At 68.0% G+C, this 16,547-nt stretch carries 12 protein-coding genes; 3 read left to right on the forward strand and 9 right to left on the reverse strand.

Going from position 1 to position 16,547, the window contains the following annotated elements:
* Positions 1-12: 12 nt before the first annotated feature.
* Positions 13-1,209: an ATP-binding protein gene (locus FPP74_RS00485; protein WP_144716780.1), complete on the reverse strand. Its 1,197-nt coding sequence runs from the start codon at positions 1,207-1,209 to the stop codon at positions 13-15.
* A gap of 132 nt (positions 1,210-1,341) precedes the next feature.
* Between FPP74_RS00485 and FPP74_RS00490 the strand changes: the two genes are divergently transcribed.
* The gene (locus tag FPP74_RS00490; protein ID WP_186439348.1) at positions 1,342-2,508 is read left to right on the forward strand and encodes a PspC domain-containing protein; all 1,167 of its coding nucleotides are present in this window, start codon (positions 1,342-1,344) and stop codon (positions 2,506-2,508) included.
* Positions 2,509-2,585: 77 nt separating this feature from the next.
* Here the strand turns inward: FPP74_RS00490 and guaA are convergent, their stop codons facing one another.
* The 5 genes from guaA to guaB all read right to left on the reverse strand — a co-directional run bounded on the left by guaA (position 2,586) and on the right by guaB (position 12,055).
* Complete coding sequence (gene guaA, locus FPP74_RS00495) at positions 2,586-4,151, reverse strand: glutamine-hydrolyzing GMP synthase (RefSeq protein WP_370511779.1); 1,566 nt, start codon at positions 4,149-4,151, stop codon at positions 2,586-2,588.
* A 68-nt stretch (positions 4,152-4,219) separates the two neighbouring features.
* A complete protein-coding gene (locus FPP74_RS00500; protein WP_144716782.1) occupies positions 4,220-7,897 on the reverse strand; it encodes a Rib/alpha-like domain-containing protein in 3,678 nt (1,225 codons plus the stop codon).
* A gap of 134 nt (positions 7,898-8,031) precedes the next feature.
* Positions 8,032-9,324, reverse strand: coding sequence for a PAS domain-containing protein (locus FPP74_RS00505; protein WP_144716783.1), 1,293 nt, complete (start codon positions 9,322-9,324; stop codon positions 8,032-8,034).
* 41 nt (positions 9,325-9,365) lie between these two features.
* Positions 9,366-10,511, reverse strand: a complete 1,146-nt coding sequence (locus FPP74_RS00510; RefSeq protein ID WP_144716784.1) for a GuaB3 family IMP dehydrogenase-related protein — start codon at positions 10,509-10,511, stop codon at positions 9,366-9,368.
* Positions 10,512-10,531: 20 nt separating this feature from the next.
* On the reverse strand, positions 10,532-12,055 hold the full coding sequence (gene guaB / locus FPP74_RS00515; protein WP_095277789.1) for an IMP dehydrogenase: 1,524 nt from the start codon (positions 12,053-12,055) through the stop codon (positions 10,532-10,534).
* Positions 12,056-12,179: 124 nt separating this feature from the next.
* On the opposite strand from guaB, the gene FPP74_RS00520 reads away from it, so the two are divergent.
* Positions 12,180-12,551 (forward strand): DUF5319 domain-containing protein, encoded by a 372-nt coding sequence (locus FPP74_RS00520; protein WP_186439349.1) that lies wholly within the window; start codon positions 12,180-12,182, stop codon positions 12,549-12,551.
* 18 nt (positions 12,552-12,569) lie between these two features.
* Here FPP74_RS00520 and FPP74_RS00525 read toward each other — a convergent pair whose 3' ends face one another.
* The gene (locus FPP74_RS00525; protein ID WP_144716785.1) at positions 12,570-13,565 is read right to left on the reverse strand and encodes a hypothetical protein; all 996 of its coding nucleotides are present in this window, start codon (positions 13,563-13,565) and stop codon (positions 12,570-12,572) included.
* On the reverse strand, positions 13,549-14,136 hold the full coding sequence (locus FPP74_RS00530) for a sigma-70 family RNA polymerase sigma factor (RefSeq protein ID WP_095555556.1): 588 nt from the start codon (positions 14,134-14,136) through the stop codon (positions 13,549-13,551). The genes FPP74_RS00525 and FPP74_RS00530 overlap by 17 nt, the downstream gene beginning before the upstream one ends.
* 386 nt (positions 14,137-14,522) lie before the next feature.
* Here FPP74_RS00530 and FPP74_RS00535 point away from each other — a divergent pair, with 386 nt between their 5' ends.
* The gene (locus FPP74_RS00535) at positions 14,523-14,840 is read left to right on the forward strand and encodes a WhiB family transcriptional regulator (RefSeq protein ID WP_095546773.1); all 318 of its coding nucleotides are present in this window, start codon (positions 14,523-14,525) and stop codon (positions 14,838-14,840) included.
* A gap of 76 nt (positions 14,841-14,916) precedes the next feature.
* Here the strand turns inward: FPP74_RS00535 and groL are convergent, their stop codons facing one another.
* Positions 14,917-16,542, reverse strand: a complete 1,626-nt coding sequence (groL, locus tag FPP74_RS00540; protein WP_144716786.1) for a chaperonin GroEL — start codon at positions 16,540-16,542, stop codon at positions 14,917-14,919.
* Between the last annotated feature and the right edge of the window lie 5 nt (positions 16,543-16,547).

Consider the following 16,547-nt stretch of genomic DNA (forward strand, 5'->3'; position numbering starts at 1 on the left):
GGCTAACGGTGCCTACAGCGTCAGCTCCACTTCCGTCCCCTCCCCCGGCGTCGACGTGATCCGGGCCGTCCCGCCGGCGCGCTCCATGCGTCCAACGATGGAGTCGCGCACCCCGTGGCGGTCCTCCGGGATCGAGCCCTGGTCGAAGCCCGCGCCGCGGTCGCGCACGAACACGGCGAGCTGGCCGGCGAGGTTTTCGGCGTAGACGTCGATCGCTTCGGCGCCGCTGTGCTTCGCGGCGTTCACCATCGCCTCGCGCGCGGCCAGCGCCACCGGCTCGTTGCCCTCCGTGAGCGCCGGGTCCTCGCCCACCGTGACGGGTCGGATCACCACGCCGAAGGCGTCCTCGACCTCCCCGGCCGCCAGGTTGAGCGCCTGGAAGAGTGAGGCGGGCGTCGTCGAGGGGTGCTCGGGGGCGTCGAAAAGCCAGGCGCGAAGCTCGCGCTCCTGGCCGCGCGCAAGGCGGGCGACCTCCTCGGGGTGCTCGGCCTGCTTTTGAATCAGGGCGAGGGTCTGCAGCACCGAATCGTGCAGCCGGGCGGCGATCTCCGCGCGCTGATCCGCTACTGCCTTCGCCTCGCGCTCCGCGAGCAGCGAAGCGGTCAGGCGCATCAGCAGCGGGATGACCAGCACCGCCACGCCGCACACCGTGACCAGGACCGACACCACCACCCCGGTGATGCCTGCGCGCTCGCCCAGCATCGCGATTGCAAACACCCCGCCCATCACCAGCAGCGCACCCACCGACAAGGCGATCACGTTCGCCGTCGTCCCCATCTCCCTGTCGTAGGCCTGCAGCGCCAGCACCGCGCCCACGGTAAACAGGCCGAGGACGAGCACCACCGAGCTGCCGAAGCCGCTCGACACCTTCAGCGAGACGAGCGCGCCCGCGACCGCCACCGCCACCAGCACGAGGTTGACCACCCGCGTCCAGCTTTGATGTCCCACGATCTCCGGCGTCACCGCCGGCTCAGCGTCGGTGGTCTTCGGCTCCAGCGGCGTGGTCATCCACAGCGCGGCGTAGGCCAACGCGCCAGCGCCGCCGACGAATGCGCCGACGATGAAGAACAGGCGCACCCAGCGCTCGTCCACCCCGAGATACCGCGCCAGGCCCGAGGCGATGCCTGCCACCATGAGGTTGCGGCGGCTCCGGGTGAAGCGCGAATACAGTGCGGGGGGCTGCGCTGCGTACGGGGGAGATTTGGCCATGCTCTCAATTCTTCCACCCGCACCTGCAGCGCGGATCGGGGACAACCCTGACTTTTCCGCGCACCCCGCCGCGCGCAAAGTTCAGGGGAATTCCGGATGGTCGCACCACCTCTGAACGGCGATAATGAAGGTATGGAAACGACACAGACCTTCACCAAGATGTGGGAGACCCGCCCGCCCCGCATCCCGAAGGACCAGGGCGGCAACGCGGTCCTCGCCGGTGTGGCCGAAGGCTTCGGCGCACGCTACAACATCGACCCCGTGATCATCCGCATCGCCTTCGTCGTCCTCACCCTCTGCTTCGGCGGCGGCCTGTTCCTCTACTTTCTGTGCTGGATCAATATGGGCCGCTTCGGCGTCCCGTTCAGCCCCTGGTCCGCGCTCGCCACCGGCCGAGGCAACATCGCGCGCGAGTCGAAGACGGGCAAAAAGGAACGCACCCTGGCGATCTGGCTCATCCTCGGCATGGTCATCTTCTTCCCGTCCCTGTCCTACGCCAGCGACGGCACCACCATCTACAGCGCCGCCATCACGTTCGCACTCTTCGGCCTGGGCTGGTACCTGCTCTACCAGCGCGCCCCAGAGCCACCCGCTGGGCTCCTCGTGCCGCAGCAGGGGCGCACGCTTCACGACGCCCACCCGTCCGGTCCCTACACCACCCCCGGTCACGCGGACGCGTCCGGATCCACCGCGTGGCGCGCGGACGCGGCCGAATCCCCCGAGAACCCCTACGCGCAATCCGCCACGGCGAACCTGACCACCCCGCCGGACTTCCCGCACCCCGCCACCCCGCCGTCGTGGGACCCGCTCGGTGCTGCACCGGAGCTGTGGCACCTGCCGGATCCGAACAGCGAGGCCGAAGCCTCCGACGACAACACGCCCCCGAAGGGCTCCAAGCGCAGCTGGTGGATCGCCATCGCCGTCGTGGTCGGTGTGCTCGTCCTGGGAGTGATCTCCGCCGTCGTCGAGAGCGGTAACGCGGGCAACATGTTCGGCGGTTCCAATATCACCACCACGACGGAAAACGAGGTCAACGACGTCTCCGAGACCATGGGCGACGTGAACGTGGACTATCGCGACCTCCCGTCCCTCGATCAGGAGCGCACCGCCACGCTGCACACCAACATCGGCAACGTGGATGTCGTGCTGCCGAAGGACGTGCCGGTCGAGGTGCACTGCTCGACCAACCTCGGCTCGACCGACTGCCCCACCGATACCGTCAACCCCGATGCACCGGGCAAAACGCTGCGTATCAACGCCACCACCAACATCGGCAACGTCACCGTCCGCGAGCAGTAACGCGCCCGGCCCCATGCAAACACGCCGCCTCCCTGCAATACATGCAAGGCAGGCGGCGTGTTCGTCTGTGTGGAAGCCTACTCCCACTCGATGGTCCCCGGCGGCTTGGACGTCACGTCCAGCACAACGCGGTTGACCTCTGCGACCTCGTTGGTGATGCGGGTGGAAATCGCCTCGAGCGTCTCGTACGGCACGCGGACCCAGTCCGCGGTCATCGCGTCTTCGGAGGCGACCGGACGCAGCACGATCGGGTGGCCGTAAGTGCGGTGATCGCCCTGGACGCCGACCGAGCGGACCTCTGCAAGCAGCACGACCGGGCACTGCCAGATCTGCTCGTCCAGTCCAGCCTTGGTCAGCTCCTCGCGCGCGATGGCGTCGGCGGCGCGCAGGGTTTCCAGGCGGTCCTGGGTGACCTCGCCGATGATGCGGATGCCCAGGCCGGGGCCGGGGAACGGCTGGCGGTTCACGATTTCCTCGGGCAGGCCAAGCTCGCGGCCGACGGCGCGGACCTCATCTTTGAACAGGAGTCGCAGCGGCTCGACGAGGGTGAACTCCACGTCGTCCGGCAGGCCGCCGACGTTGTGGTGGCTCTTGATGTTGGCGGTGCCGGTGCCGCCGCCGGACTCCACCACGTCCGGGTACAGGGTGCCCTGGACGAGGAAGTCAACGCTTTCATCCTCGCCGGAATCCGCCAGGATTCCGGCGACGGCGCGCTCGAAGGAGCGGATGAACTCCGCGCCGATCGCCTTGCGCTTCGCCTCCGGCTCAGTCACGCCGGCGAGCTTGCCCAGGAAGGCCTCGCGCTCGTCCACGGTGACCAGCTTCGCGCCGGTGGCGGCGACGAAGTCGTTTTCCACCTGCTCGCGCTCGCCCTGGCGCAGCAGGCCGTGGTCCACGAACACGCAGGTGAGGCGGTCGCCGATGGCGCGCTGCACCAGCGCGGCGGCCACGGCGGAGTCCACGCCACCGGACAGTGCGCAGATGGCGCGGCCGTCGCCGACCTGCTCGCGCACCTGCTCGATCAGCTGCTCCGCAATGTTGGAGGCAGTCCAGTTCTGCTCCAGGCCGGCGACCTCGGTGAGGAAGCGGGTGAGCACCTCCTGGCCGTGCGGGGAGTGCATGACCTCGGGGTGGTACTGCACGCCGGCGAGCTTCTTGTCCACGCACTCGAAGGCGGCCACCGGTGCACCCGGGGTGGACGCGGTGACGGTGAAGCCCTCCGGCGCCTCGGTGACGGAGTCGCCGTGCGACATCCACACCGGGTGCTCGTTCGGGGTGTCGGCGTGGAGCACGCCGCCGTCGACAAGCATATTGGTGCGGCCGTACTCACGCGCACCGGTTTCGGCGACCTTGCCGCCGAGCGTCTGGGTCATGATCTGGAAGCCGTAGCAGATGCCAAAGATGGGCAGGTCCAGCTCGAAGATCTCCGGGTCCAGCTGCGGGGCACCCTCGGCGTACACCGACGACGGGCCGCCGGAGAGCACCAGCGCGGCCGGGTTCTTCTCGCGCACCTCAGCGGCGGAGATGGTGGACGGGACGACCTCGGAGTAAATGCGAGCCTCGCGCACGCGGCGGGCGATGAGCTGCGCGTACTGGGCGCCGAAGTCGACGACAAGGACGGGGCGATTTTGCGGAGTAGTCACGGCACAGAGTCTAGCCCACGGCCCCGCCACGGCACCACGCGCGCCCAATTGGCCCTGTCTACCGCGGCCTACTGCGGGGCCGACGATCCTCCCTGCCCCTGCGCCTGACCCGCCGCAACCGCAACGCCAAGCGCAACGATGCTGGTCAGCACCACTCCGCCAGCGGCAGCGGCTCCGCCGAGATGGAAGCCTGAACCCTCCAGCGCAGCATCCAGCGCACCGGTGACCTCGGGTGGCAGCGCGCGCAGCTGCGCGTCGAGCTCATCAAGCGCCGGTGTCAGCCCCGGCACCTGTACCTGCTGTGCCAGCGCAATCGGGACGAGCAGCAGCAGCGGGCTGGCCGCCAGCGCGAGGAGCATGCTTGTCGACGACCCGCCGACCCCACTCCCCGTAGACCCACTACTCGACGAGCCCGGCTTGCCCTGCACCCCGTCCCGCGGCGGGGTGGTGGTTGGCGCCGTGGTGGGCACAGAGGTTGTCGTGTGAGACGTGACAGAGGTCGTTGTCGTTGACGACGCCTCAGTTGTCGCGGTTGTCGGCACAGCGGGCGTCGTGACCGTCGGCCGAACCGGCTTTGCAGTCTGCGCCGGCCCGGAAGGCTGCGCAGTCGCTGTTGGCTCTGCGGTCAAGGTCGTCGCGCTCGCCTGCGTCGTCGCGCTCGCCTGCGTTGTCGCAGCCGCCTGCGTCGTCGCAGTCGCCCGCGTCGTCTGAGGGGTCGCCGTGGTCGACTGGCCGCCGCGCGCCACCTTCGCGGTAAACGCCGCGTCCTGCGTGCTGCCGTCCGGGTAGGTCAGCGCAACGCGCACCGGGGTGGCGTCCCCGACCTTCGCACCGGCGGGCGGGCGCAGCGTCACGGTGCCCTCGCCGTCCGTGAGCGCGACGTCCCAGCCGCCTGGGCCGGTCGCGGCGACGACGGTGCCCTCCGGCAGCGCGTCGCCGACGTTCGCGGACGACAACTGCGCCCCGGCGTCGCCGGCGACGTCGCGCCACTTCGGGTGCAGGTTCGCGGCCAGCGAGGTCACCGCTACCGGTAGGGTCAGCTCAACGCGCTCGCCCCCGGGCAGCGTGGCCAACACAGGGATGTCGTAGGACCCGGCCACGACGAACTCGGCGTCGCGCTTCCGCGCGGCGGGCGTGAGCGTCGCGGCGCCGGTGGCTGGGTCGATCGCCACCCAGTTGCCGTGCGGCGAGCCTTCTGCCAGGGCGAACGTGGCCGAATCGCCGAACCCGCCCGGGGCCTCAGACCGGGTTGTCTCCCCCGCGGGCGCCACGACCGTCCCCTCGGGGTAGGCGCGCGCGTCGGTCACCCGCACGGTCACGTCCTGCGTGTCGCTGCTGCCGTCGCCGTAGGTGGCGGTGATGCGCAGCGTCGCGCGGTCCCCCGCCTTCGCGCCCGCGCCGGGGTGCACGGTGACGGAGTCGCCGTTGGCGGAGGCGGACCAAGATGTGGCGTCGATAAGCGATGCCTCGACCACCGCACCTTCCACCGAGTCGCCCGAATTGGCGACCGCGATCGGCTCGCCCTGCGGCGCGCTGGCATCGGCCCAGGTCGGCGCGGTGCGGTCGCTGACCGTGCGCACCGTCACCGGGACCTCGATGTCGCGAGTCGCGCCGCTGTGGTCGGTCACGCGCACGCGCAGCGTCCGCTCGCCGGCCTGCGAAAGCTTCGGGGTGTACGAAATGGTGCCTTGCTTATCGACGCTCCCCTCACCCCCAACAACCGCAAACTCCAACCCCTCGCGCACGCCCTCGAGCGGCGCGATGGTCACCGGCTCGCCCACCTGCGCCTCGGTCCGCGTGGGGTAGGCAACCTCGGAGCGGTTCGCGCCGACCGTGACGGGGACCTCGATGATGCGGACGTTGCCGCTGCCATCCTCCGCGCGCACCGGCACCCGCACCAGGCCCGACGGGACCTTCGCGTCCGGGCGCAGCGTGATCGTGCCGTCGGCGTCTACCTGCGCCCACGTCGGCGTCGGCCCGGTGTAGCCCGGCGCGCCCGAGTCAGCCTCCGTGACCGGCGCGAACGCGATGTTTTCGCCCGCGGGGGCGGCGACCTTACGCTCCTCGTCGCGGGCGATCCGCTGCGGCGGGTAAGGGGCATCGCCCAGGTCAGCGACGTTATCCCCCGGGGGTGCGACGACGGTGACGGTGAAGGTGTCGGTGTCAACCGTGTCGGGCTTGCCCTCCGTAGTGTCGGAGTACTTCGTTGTCGCCGTGAGCGTCGCGGTCGTGCCGACCTTGGCGTCGGCGGGCGCGGTGACGTCGATGGAGCCGTCCGCGTTGGCGGTGGCGGCGAACCCGTCGGTGTCGGCCGCGACCGAAGTCGTGGCGTCCTCGCCCGGCAGCGTGCCGGCGAGCGGGACGCGCACCGTGGTCGTTCCGCGCTCCAGCGTGGCGTCCTCCCAGCGCGGCTCGTACTGGGCGGCCAGCGGGGTCACGGTCACGTCGACACCGAAGCGGGAGTGCGACCCGTCCTGGAAGTCCACCCGCATCTGGACCTTGTGCTTACCCACATGCTCGGGCGCGGTCGGGCGCGCCACGATGCGGCCATCCTCCACGGATACCCACTCGGCGTCCTTGCCAACCACGGTGAACGTGGGGTTCACCGGCTGCTCCGGGTCGCCCGCGATGCCGGCGGAATCAAACTCCGGGAGCGCGGCGCTTCCCTCCTGCCCCGTCACGGTGGTGATCGGTGCGACCGCCCGGGGGACGTAGTTGTCCTTGTCGGACAGGTTGCCAAAGAAGACGTAGAGCGGGACGGTGTCCCACGCCTCTTCCATCGTGCTGTCGTTGAACGTGGTGAAGGACTCGCCGTCGCGGGCCTTCCAGCGGAAGCGGACCGGCAATGCCCCACCCGCGTAGCCCTGGTTGGTCAGCTCCTCCAGCTTCTTCTCCGCGTGGATGCGCAGCTCCTGGAACTGGCCGTTCGCGTCGTTGACCACCTCGACGTTGACGTACTGGGGATCAAGGAGCGGATTGCCAGGGTTTTCTTCCTGCGGCTGCGGCTCCACCACCAGGTCGGCGTCCCAGATCCCGTCCGGCCAGAACCCCGGCGTCTCGCGCTCCTTGCACCGCACCAGCTCCTCGCCCGGCTTCTCCCCGCACTGTACTTGCGGGTCCTTCCACGAAATGTCCTTCCGGGTCAGCGTGAGCGTCTCTCCCGGGGTCAGCGGGATCGGGCGGCGCGCAAACCGCGGCTCCTCCACCGTGGCCGGGTTGTTGTACGCCTCGTAGCTCTCCTCGTTGTTAAACAACACCACGGTCAGGTGCTGCGTCCAGTCGTGACCGTCCGGGTAGGTCACCTTCACGCTCAGCGACGCCACCTGCTCCGGCGTGGTCAGCTTGTTGGTCATGCGGAGGTACGCGGAGATGTCGTTGGTGATGCGGATTTGCCCGGTGTTGGAGTCCACCTCCAACCACTCCGGGCCGTCGAGCTTGGTGTAGGTCAGCGGCTGCGGCGGCGTCACCCGCTCGTATTCGGGGATGAAGTGCGCGTACACCGGCGGGTTGAACGCGTCGCCGCGCTCGACCTGGTCGCGCAGGACGTACAGCCAGTTGCCAAACTCGGGCCGGTAGAAGGTGAACAGGGGGTAATCGCTCGCGCCGGCGTCGCCAAGCGGTGCCTCAGCCGAGTTGGACACGTTGGAGGCCGCAGGGGCTGATGACGCTGGCGGCGCGCACAACGCGACGGCAGTCACGGTGGTGGTGACAAGTGCTACTGCAGAACGAACAATCCGTCCACGCATTTCAGTTCTCCCAAACTTTCCGCCGGACTAGAGCACGACACGCGCCAAAGTAAGGGCGCATGAGCCTTCCATAAAAACTAGTAGGCGTTGGCGCAAAATTCCATAGGAAGCGGCGCGCCCGTGCGTGCGCACGCCTAGTAGACGGCCCGGCGAAGGCGCTCAAGCGCGTCGTGCACCCCGTCGACCGAGGGGTCCTCGCCGAGGTCCTTGGAGGAGAGCTGCAGCTGGGCGATGGAGGCGTCGGCAGCCTGAATGGCCTGCTCCACCTGCGCGACCAGCGGGTCGATGTTCTGGCCCACTGGCTGCTGCGCGGTGGACTGGGACCAGCGGCGGATCATCTCCAGCGGCATCTTGGTCAGCTCGGAGATGGAGTTCACCTTCAGCTCTACGCGGTTGGCCAGCGAGGAGTGCAGGAACACCGCGTTGTCCATGTCGCGGAGGGCGACCTCCATGGCGTCATAGAGCATCTGCATCGACTCAATCCGGTCCTCCTCCGCGGAGAACGTCGCCGTCTGCGCGGCGTGCAGGCGGGCCAGGGCGATCGCAGTGCGGGCCTTCGCCGCGCGGTCCTGGAGTTCCTCGGCGACCTCGGCGAGCGATTGCGCGTTTTCATCAATAATCCCACGCATGGTGGCCCACACCTGCAGCGGTGCGAGCAACAGCGTGCGGGTGGCGCCCTCCGCCACCACGTTTTCCATCTCGCCTTTGACCCGGTTGGTCACGGCGTTTTCCTCCAACAGGGTCTGGCAGGCGCGCGAGAGCTCCTCGGCCGACTGCTTGATGGAAGTCTGGATGCCCATGAAACTCTCCAGCTCCGCGTACAGCGCCGCGGTGGCCTCGTACACCTCACCTTCGCCCTCGGGGAGGACAAAGCCGGCCTCCTCGCGCGCGGCGACCTCGGCGGGCAGGATCTCCGCCATGAACGCGTCGTAGTCCGGGATGAGCTCGCAGATCCGCTCCCACCCGAGCTCGGCCCGCTTCCGTCGTCCGACCCCCTCGGCCTTCGCCTTGTGCTCAACGACGTTCGCCTCCTGGTACACCTTCGCGGCGTCCTGGAAGTAGTGCGTCATCGGCCGGGTGCGCACCGACAGGTAACGGTCCCCCGGCAGCGGGGTGACTGTGGCCAAGACGTCGTACGCCGAACCGCTCTTGGCCAAGTTACGCACGTAGGCGGCGAACGGCTTGCCGACCTGGATCCAGTCCCACATGGCCTTGAACGCGCCGCCCGGCATCTCGTCCTGGCGGATGAGGTTGTGCGGCTTGCCGATCATCTCTTCCAGCGGGTACTGGGCGTAGTAGATGAACACCTCGTTCACGTCGGTCATGATGCCCTTGGCATCCGTGACCGAGAAGAAGATGTCATCCACCTCGACCAGGTGCTGCGGGCCGTCCGTCACATCCCGGTCCAGAATCACGTCGTAGGCCATAGTGGGTCTCAATCTATCAGGTATTTCTGCGCAATATCCGATTAATTTCGGACGGTCAGATTCACCTTCTGGAACGACTTGGTGTCCGTGTAACCGCACTTCGCCATGATCCTGCGCAGGCCACCCACCAGGTTCATGGTGCCGTACGGGTCGTGCGACGGTCCGTGCAGCACAATCTCCAGCGGCTGGCGCTCCTCGGCAGCAACCACCCGACGCATCTCACCACGCGGGAAGCGCGGGTGCCCCAGCACAGACTCCCAGTACATGCCCTCGCCGGAGGCCTCCGCGGCGCGAGCGAGCGGCTCGCCCACCATGACCGCGTCCGCGCCCAGCGCGAGCGCAACGGCAATCTGGCCAGAGGTGCGCACGTCCGCGTCAGCGAGGACGTGGACGTAGCGGCCACCAGTCTCATCCAGGTAGTCGCGGCGCGCCGCGGCCACGTCGGCGATCGCGGTGGCCAGCGGGACGTCCAGCGCCATGTTCTGGTTCGACTGGCCGGAGCCGACGATCACGCCGGCCGCGCCCGAGCGCATGAGGTGCATCGCGGTGCTGTAATCAAAGACGCCGCCGGCGATCACCGGGACGTCGAGGGAGCCGATGAACTCCTTCAGGTTGAGCGGCTCGCCGCCCTGCTGCACGTGCTCGGCGGAGATGATGGTGCCCTGGATAAACAGGATCTCTGCGCCCGCCTTGATCAGGTGCGGCGCCAGCTCGCGCGCGTTCTGCGGGCTCACGCGCACCGCGACGGTCGCGCCCGAGTCGCGCACGCGCGCCATGTGCTCCGCAAACAGGTCCATGTCCAACTTCGCCTGGTGCAGCTCCTGCAGCACGGCGGTGCCGCGCGACTGGGACTGCAGCATGGTCTCCATTTCGTTCCAGTCGGTGCTCGCCGCGCCGACGACCTTGGCCACGGAGTCCGCGAACGACGCGTGACGGCCCAGCAGGCCCTCCGCGTTGAGGATGCCCAGGCCGCCCTGCTTGCCCATCTCAATGACAAACTCTGGGCTGGCCAGCGCGTCCGTCGGGTGCGAGCACAGTGGCAGGTCGAACGTGTAAGCGTCGATATGCCAGGTGGTGTCGACGTCCTTGGACGAGCGCGTGCGGCGCGCCGGGACCAGGGACAGATCGCGGAGGTCGTAGGCCTTGCGCGCCTCGCGGCCGCTGCCAATTTCCACGTATTCGTGCATGGTGTTGTTACAACTCGATCCTAGTGGCGGTAGTTCGGTGCCTCGACGGTCTGGGTGATGTCGTGCGGGTGGGATTCGCGCAGGCCAGCCGTGGTGATCTGGACGAACTGCTTGGTCTGCAGCTCCTCGATCGAGGCGGAGCCGGTGTACCCCATCGCTGCGCGCAGGCCGCCGACGATCTGGTGGGTGATGGAGTCTAGCTCGCCGCGGAACGGCACGCGCCCCTCAACGCCCTCCGGCACCAGCTTGTCCTCGCTGGTCACATCGGCCTGGAAGTAGCGGTCCTTGGAGAAGGAACGCTTCTCCCCCGTCAGACCGCGGCCCTGCATGGCGCCCATGGAACCCATGCCGCGGTAGCGCTTGTACTGCTTGCCGCCCACCACGACGATCTCGCCCGGGGCCTCGGCGGTACCGGCGAGCATGGAGCCGAGCATGACGGTCGATGCGCCGGCGGCCAGGGCCTTGGCCACATCGCCGGAGAACTGCATGCCGCCGTCTGCAATGATCGGCACGCCCGCCTTGTGCGCCGGCACGGAGGCCTCCATGATCGCAGTAATCTGCGGCGCGCCGACGCCGGCGACAACGCGGGTGGTGCAGATCGAGCCCGGGCCGATGCCCACCTTGATGGCGTCCGCACCGGCGTCGATCATCGCCTGCGCCGCGGAGCGGGTGGCCAGGTTGCCGCCGATGACGTCGAGGCGGTCGCCGAAGTCCTTCTGCACGCGCGCGACCATCTCCAGCACGCGGTTGTTGTGCGCATGGGCAGAGTCGACCACGAGGGCGTCGACGCCGGCCTCGGCCAGCAGACCGGCGCGGTCGTAGGAGTCCTCACCGGTGCCGATGCCGGCGGCGACGAGCAGGCGACCGTTGGCGTCCTTGGACGCGTTCGGGTACTGCTCCGTCTTCACAAAGTCCTTCACGGTGATCAGGCCGACCAGCTTGCCGTCCTTGGACACGATCGGCAGCTTCTCCACCTTGTTTGCGGAAAGCAGCTCGAGCGCCTTCTCCTTGGTCACGCCCTCTTCTGCAACGACCAGCGGCATCGGCGTCATAATTTCGGCGACCTTGCGCTCGTAGTCGCGCTCGAACCGCATGTCGCGGTTGGTAATGATGCCCACGAGGCGCTCGTCCTCGTCCACGACCGGCAGCCCGGAGATCCGGAACCGGGCGCACAGCGCGTCCACGTCGTTCACGGTCATGTCCGGGCGCGCGGTGACCGGGTTGGTCACCATGCCAGACTCAGAGCGCTTGACCACGTCGACATTTTCCGCCTGGTCCTGCGCACTCAAGTTGCGGTGCAGCACGCCAATGCCCCCCTGGCGGGCCATGGCGATGGCCATGCGCGACTCGGTGACGGTGTCCATCGCTGCCGACGCAATCGGCATGCCGAGGGTAATGTTGCGGCTGAACTTGGACGTCGTGGACACCTCGGCGGGCACGATGTGGGACTCGGCCGGCAGGAGCAGCACATCGTCGAAAGTCAGGCCCCGCAGCGCCACCTTGTTCGGGTCGTCGCCACCTGTGAGAACTCGTTCATTTGCCATATTGCTGCGTCTCCTCTCCCGCGCGGGTCACACCGTTTACTTTCCGTCATGATATATCGTCAGCGCCGTTTCACGTAAGGCGGGGGAATTGGCACGGGCCCGCAAAGCACATAGGGTTGGTGGTGTGAACTTTGATGACATGATGCCCAAGGACCCGTTCGCGGATGACCCGAACGATCCGGCGTCGTTTATTGAGGATGACGCGCTCCCGGAACCCCTCTCCCCGCAGGAGCGTGCCGACGTGCTGCGCGACCTGCAGTGCGTTCGCGACTGCATCCGCCGCCTGCAGCCCCGCGGCATCCGCGGCATCTACTTCATGTGCGACGACTGCGAGCAATGGCACTACTACGACTGGGCCATCATGGAACACAACATGCTGGCTACCCTGCGCAACCAGCTCCCGCCGGTGCACGAGCCGAGCGCGGAGATTGATTACGACGCCTACGTTACCTGGGACTACGCCATGGGGTTCCTCGACGGCCTGGAGGCCCGCTAACTTCGGGCCCGGCGCTTCCTAGTAGTTCTGCGCCTGACCAAGCGCGTCGCTGTGGTCCTCCACCGCCCCGGCACCCTCGCTTTCCCCGGCTGCACCCTGATCCACCTGCGACGGCGCGACCGCCCCGTCCGCAGCGCTTTCCTTGTTCCCGGACTCTGCGCCCTGGCTTGGCGCAGCCGCGCTCGGTTGAGGTAGTGGGTTCGGGCGAACGGCACTGGACTGGCCGGCCTGGCTGGACGGCTGAGCGCTCGGCCGGGCGGCAGCGCTGGACGCCGGCTGCTCCAGGGTCGGCTGCGGGCTGGCTGAGGGCACCACCGTTTCCGTCACGGTCTGCGGCTCCGGAGCGGAAGCCGGCGGCTCAGCAGGCGGCGGGGTGACCGTCACCGTGGAGACCTTGGTACGCATCGTGGTGATCGGGGCCCGGCCCTCTTCGCCGTCCCGGCCCTGATTTGCCCGCGGCTCCATGGATGCAAGCAGCGCCCTGGCCTGCTCGAACAGCGCGGACGCCGCGTCCTTGTCGCCGGAGTCGTTGGCCGCCTCGAGCTCGTCGAGCGTGGCGGCCAGCTCGACGGCCGCGGTGCGGTCACCAAAGACTGCGGTCGCCGGGCCCCAGAGGGGCGAACCAGGGGTTGCGTTGTAGAGCGCCGCCCCGCTGCCGGTGACAACGGCGGTCGCCGCGGCAGCGCCGACCAGGCCGGAGACCCACGGGCTCACACCACGGCGCGACCGGCGCGGCTTCCGGGACGCGCTGCGGAACGGGATGACGGAACCTGCTGTACCGGTCTCGTCGGAGGCGTCGGAGGCGTCGGGGTCATCGGAGGGGGTCGACGTGGCGTCGATAAGCAGCGGCTCCGACGCGGGACGATCCACCTCGCCCTTCAAGTCCAGGAAGAGTGCCGCGAGCTCATCCTCGCCGCCGGAGGGGTCCTCGCCTGCGGCGATCGCATCAAGCCAAGCGTCTACGTCGGCTACCGCGGCGAACTCCTCGGTGGCCTCATCATCGCGCCGAGTCATTGTGCAACTCCCCTTCCTCCAGTTTTTTACGCAGCGTCGCCAGCGCACGGTACTGGGCAACTCGCACCGCACCCGCGGTCGAGCCCACAGCCTGCGCCGTCTCCTCTGCGGAAAGGCCGACGAACACCCTCAGGATGACGATGTCGCGCGCCTTGCCATTGAGTACATCGAGCAACGCGCGCGCTCTGTTACTCCCGTCCCCCACCAGCGCAAACTCCTCCGGAGTCAGGCCGTGAAACTCCTCATCCGGCACCTCTTCGGTGGGGGTGAGCTTGTCGCGCGAGAGCGCGCGGTGCGCGTCAGCGACCTTGTTAAACGCGATGCCGTACACGAACGCCATAAACGGCTTGCCCTGGTCCACGTAGCGGTGGATCGAGGTGGCCACCGCGAGGCAGATCTCCTGCGCGACGTCCTCCGCCGTGGGCATGCGGTGCCCGCCAATGCGTGCGCGGGTGTAGCGCAGCACCATCGGGTGCACGATAGCTAGCACGCGCTGCAGCGCCCGCTTGTCCCCGTCGGCGGCGAGGGGGACAAGCCGCTGCAGCTCGTCCTCGTCGTGGGGAGTCGTCATGTCGCTCCTTGCTCGCTCGCCGGCTTAATGTCCACCGTTTTAAGTAACCGTAGGAAGTGTAATAGGTAGCAGACCATAGTGTTGCACTGCGGTCCAAGAGGCACGCACACCCACAAAGCGCTTATCGACGCCACCTCCCCGGCATTTTCCGCACCTCTTCCAAGGTTCCCTTAAAGTTCACCAGCGCTTTACCTTTATCATCCACCCTGCTCACAGTGCATTTTTTCGGCGTTGCTTGCGCGAATACAGCTGTGGGACACCCATGGGAAACCTATCGTTTACCAAGGCGGTGGACACTTCGAAATCGGTGACGCCCCGCGCGGCCCGCCGGCACAACTTCACACGCTTTCTCTTCAGCACATTCTCTACAAGGAGCCTCTACGATAATGTCCCTGCCGCATCAGCTTCCCGGACCGAACGCAGACTTCTGGGATTGGCAGCTCCACAGCGCATGCCGTGGCGAAGCTTCCGAGGTGTTCTACCACCCGGATGGAGAGCGCGGACGCGCACGCGCACAGCGCGAGAACCGCGCGAAGGCGATCTGCTACACCTGCCCCGTCCTCGAGCAGTGCCGCGAGCACGCGCTCCGCGTCGCTGAGCCGTACGGCATCTGGGGCGGCATGAGCGAGTCCGAGCGCCAGGTGATCCTGCGCGGCGGGCACGGCAGCAGCGTAAAGGTGCCTGCTGCGGCCTCCGCAAAGTAGCGCCCACGCAAAATGCCCCGGGACTTTAAGTCCCGGGGCATTTTGCCGGTCCAACCGGCGCGCGGTGAGTCTACCGCTAGTGCGCGTGGCCTGCGTGACCAGCGGCACCTGCGGCCTCGTCCTCCTCGGCCGGCTTGGTCACCACGGACGCCTCCGTGGTGAGCACCATACGGGCGATGGAGGTGGCGTTGACCACTGCAGAGTGGGTCACCTTCACCGGGTCAATGATGCCCTGCTCGACGAGGTTGCCGTACTCGAGCGTGGCGGCGTTGAAGCCCTCGTCGTTGTTCATCTCGGCGATCTTGGAGACAACGACGGAGCCGTCCAGGCCCGCGTTGTCAGCAATCCAGTACGCCGGCTTGCGCAGCGCGCGGGCCACGGCCAGCACGCCGACCTTCTGCTCGCCCGCGAACTGCTCGGCGTAGGACTCGAGCTCCTTTGCAATCTGCACGAGCGCGGAACCGCCGCCGGCGATCACGCCCTCCTGCACCGCGGCGCGCGCGGCGTTGATGGCGTCCTCGACGCGCAGCTTGCGCTCGTTGACCTCGGTCTCGGTGGCGGCGCCGACGCGGATGACAGCGACGCCGCCGGACAGCTTGGCCAGGCGCTCCTCTGCCTTCTCCCGATCCCAGGTGGAATCGGTGGACTCGATCTCGCGACGGATCTGGTTGCGACGCTCCTCGATGGCCTCGGCCGTCCCCGCGCCGTCGACAAGCACTGTGTCGTCTTTGGTCACGGTGACGCGGCGTGCGCGGCCGAGCTGGTCGAGGGTGGCGTCCTTGAGGTTGACGCCGACCTCCGGATCAATGACGGTGGCCTGGGTGACCACGGCCAGGTCGTCCATGAACGCCTTGCGGCGCTCGCCGAAGTACGGCGCCTTGACGGCGGCGACCTTCAGGGTCTTGCGCATCGTGTTGACCACGAGGGCCTGCAGCGGCTCGCCCTCGACGTCCTCCGCGATAATCAGCAGCGGCACGGAAGACTCCGCGATCTGCTCCAGCAGCGGCAGGAAGTCCGGCAGCGACGAGATCTTGTTGCGGACCAGCAGGACGCGCGCGTCCTCGAGCACGGCCTGGCCGGCGTCCGGATCCGTCATGAAGTACGGCGACAGGAAGCCCTTGTCAAAGGAGATGCCCTCGGTGAGGTCCACGTAGGAGTCGATGGACTGGGACTCCTCGACGGTGAGCACACCGTCCTTGCCCACCTTGTCCATCGCGCCGGCGACCATCTCGCCGACCTCCGGGTCGCGAGAGGACACGGTAGCCACGTTCGCGATCTCGGCGGATGCCGAGACCGGCGTCGCACGCTCGCGCAGCTCCTCCACGGTCTTCTCCGCCGCGGCGGCGATGCCCTTGTTCAGCTCGATCGGGTTCGCGCCGGCGGCAACGTTGCGCAGCCCCTCGGACACGAGCGCCTGCGCGAGCAGGGTCGCGGTGGTGGTGCCGTCACCAGCGATGTCGTTGGTCTTGACGGCGACGGACTTGACCAGCTGCGCGCCGAGGTTCTCAAACGGATCCTCGAGGTCGATGTCACGCGCGATGGTCACGCCGTCATTGGTCACGGTCGGGCCGCCCCAGGACTTGGAGAGGACCACGTTGCGGCCGCGCGGGCCGAGGGTGACCTTGACTGCGTCGGCGAGGATGTCCACGCCGCGCTGGATGCCCTCGCGGGCCTCCTGTTCAAAAGCGATAAGTTTTGCCATTGGTG

This window comes from Corynebacterium sp. NML180780 (assembly GCF_007786415.1).
In the GTDB taxonomy this organism is placed as follows: domain Bacteria; phylum Actinomycetota; class Actinomycetes; order Mycobacteriales; family Mycobacteriaceae; genus Corynebacterium; species Corynebacterium gottingense.

Excerpts from the sequence above, each read along its gene's own strand:
- FPP74_RS00485 (WP_144716780.1), bottom strand. The coding sequence starts at position 1,209 with ATGGCCAAATCTCCCCCGTACGCAGCGCAGCCCCCCGCACTGTATTCG.
- FPP74_RS00490 (WP_186439348.1), top strand. The coding sequence starts at position 1,342 with ATGGAAACGACACAGACCTTCACCAAGATGTGGGAGACCCGCCCGCCC.
- FPP74_RS00500 (WP_144716782.1), bottom strand. The coding sequence starts at position 7,897 with ATGCGTGGACGGATTGTTCGTTCTGCAGTAGCACTTGTCACCACCACC.
- FPP74_RS00505 (WP_144716783.1), bottom strand. The coding sequence starts at position 9,324 with ATGGCCTACGACGTGATTCTGGACCGGGATGTGACGGACGGCCCGCAG.
- FPP74_RS00510 (WP_144716784.1), bottom strand. The coding sequence starts at position 10,511 with ATGCACGAATACGTGGAAATTGGCAGCGGCCGCGAGGCGCGCAAGGCC.
- guaB (WP_095277789.1), bottom strand. The coding sequence starts at position 12,055 with ATGGCAAATGAACGAGTTCTCACAGGTGGCGACGACCCGAACAAGGTG.
- FPP74_RS00525 (WP_144716785.1), bottom strand. The coding sequence starts at position 13,565 with ATGACTCGGCGCGATGATGAGGCCACCGAGGAGTTCGCCGCGGTAGCC.
- FPP74_RS00530 (WP_095555556.1), bottom strand. The coding sequence starts at position 14,136 with ATGACGACTCCCCACGACGAGGACGAGCTGCAGCGGCTTGTCCCCCTC.
- FPP74_RS00535 (WP_095546773.1), top strand. The coding sequence starts at position 14,523 with ATGTCCCTGCCGCATCAGCTTCCCGGACCGAACGCAGACTTCTGGGAT.
- groL (WP_144716786.1), bottom strand. The coding sequence starts at position 16,542 with ATGGCAAAACTTATCGCTTTTGAACAGGAGGCCCGCGAGGGCATCCAG.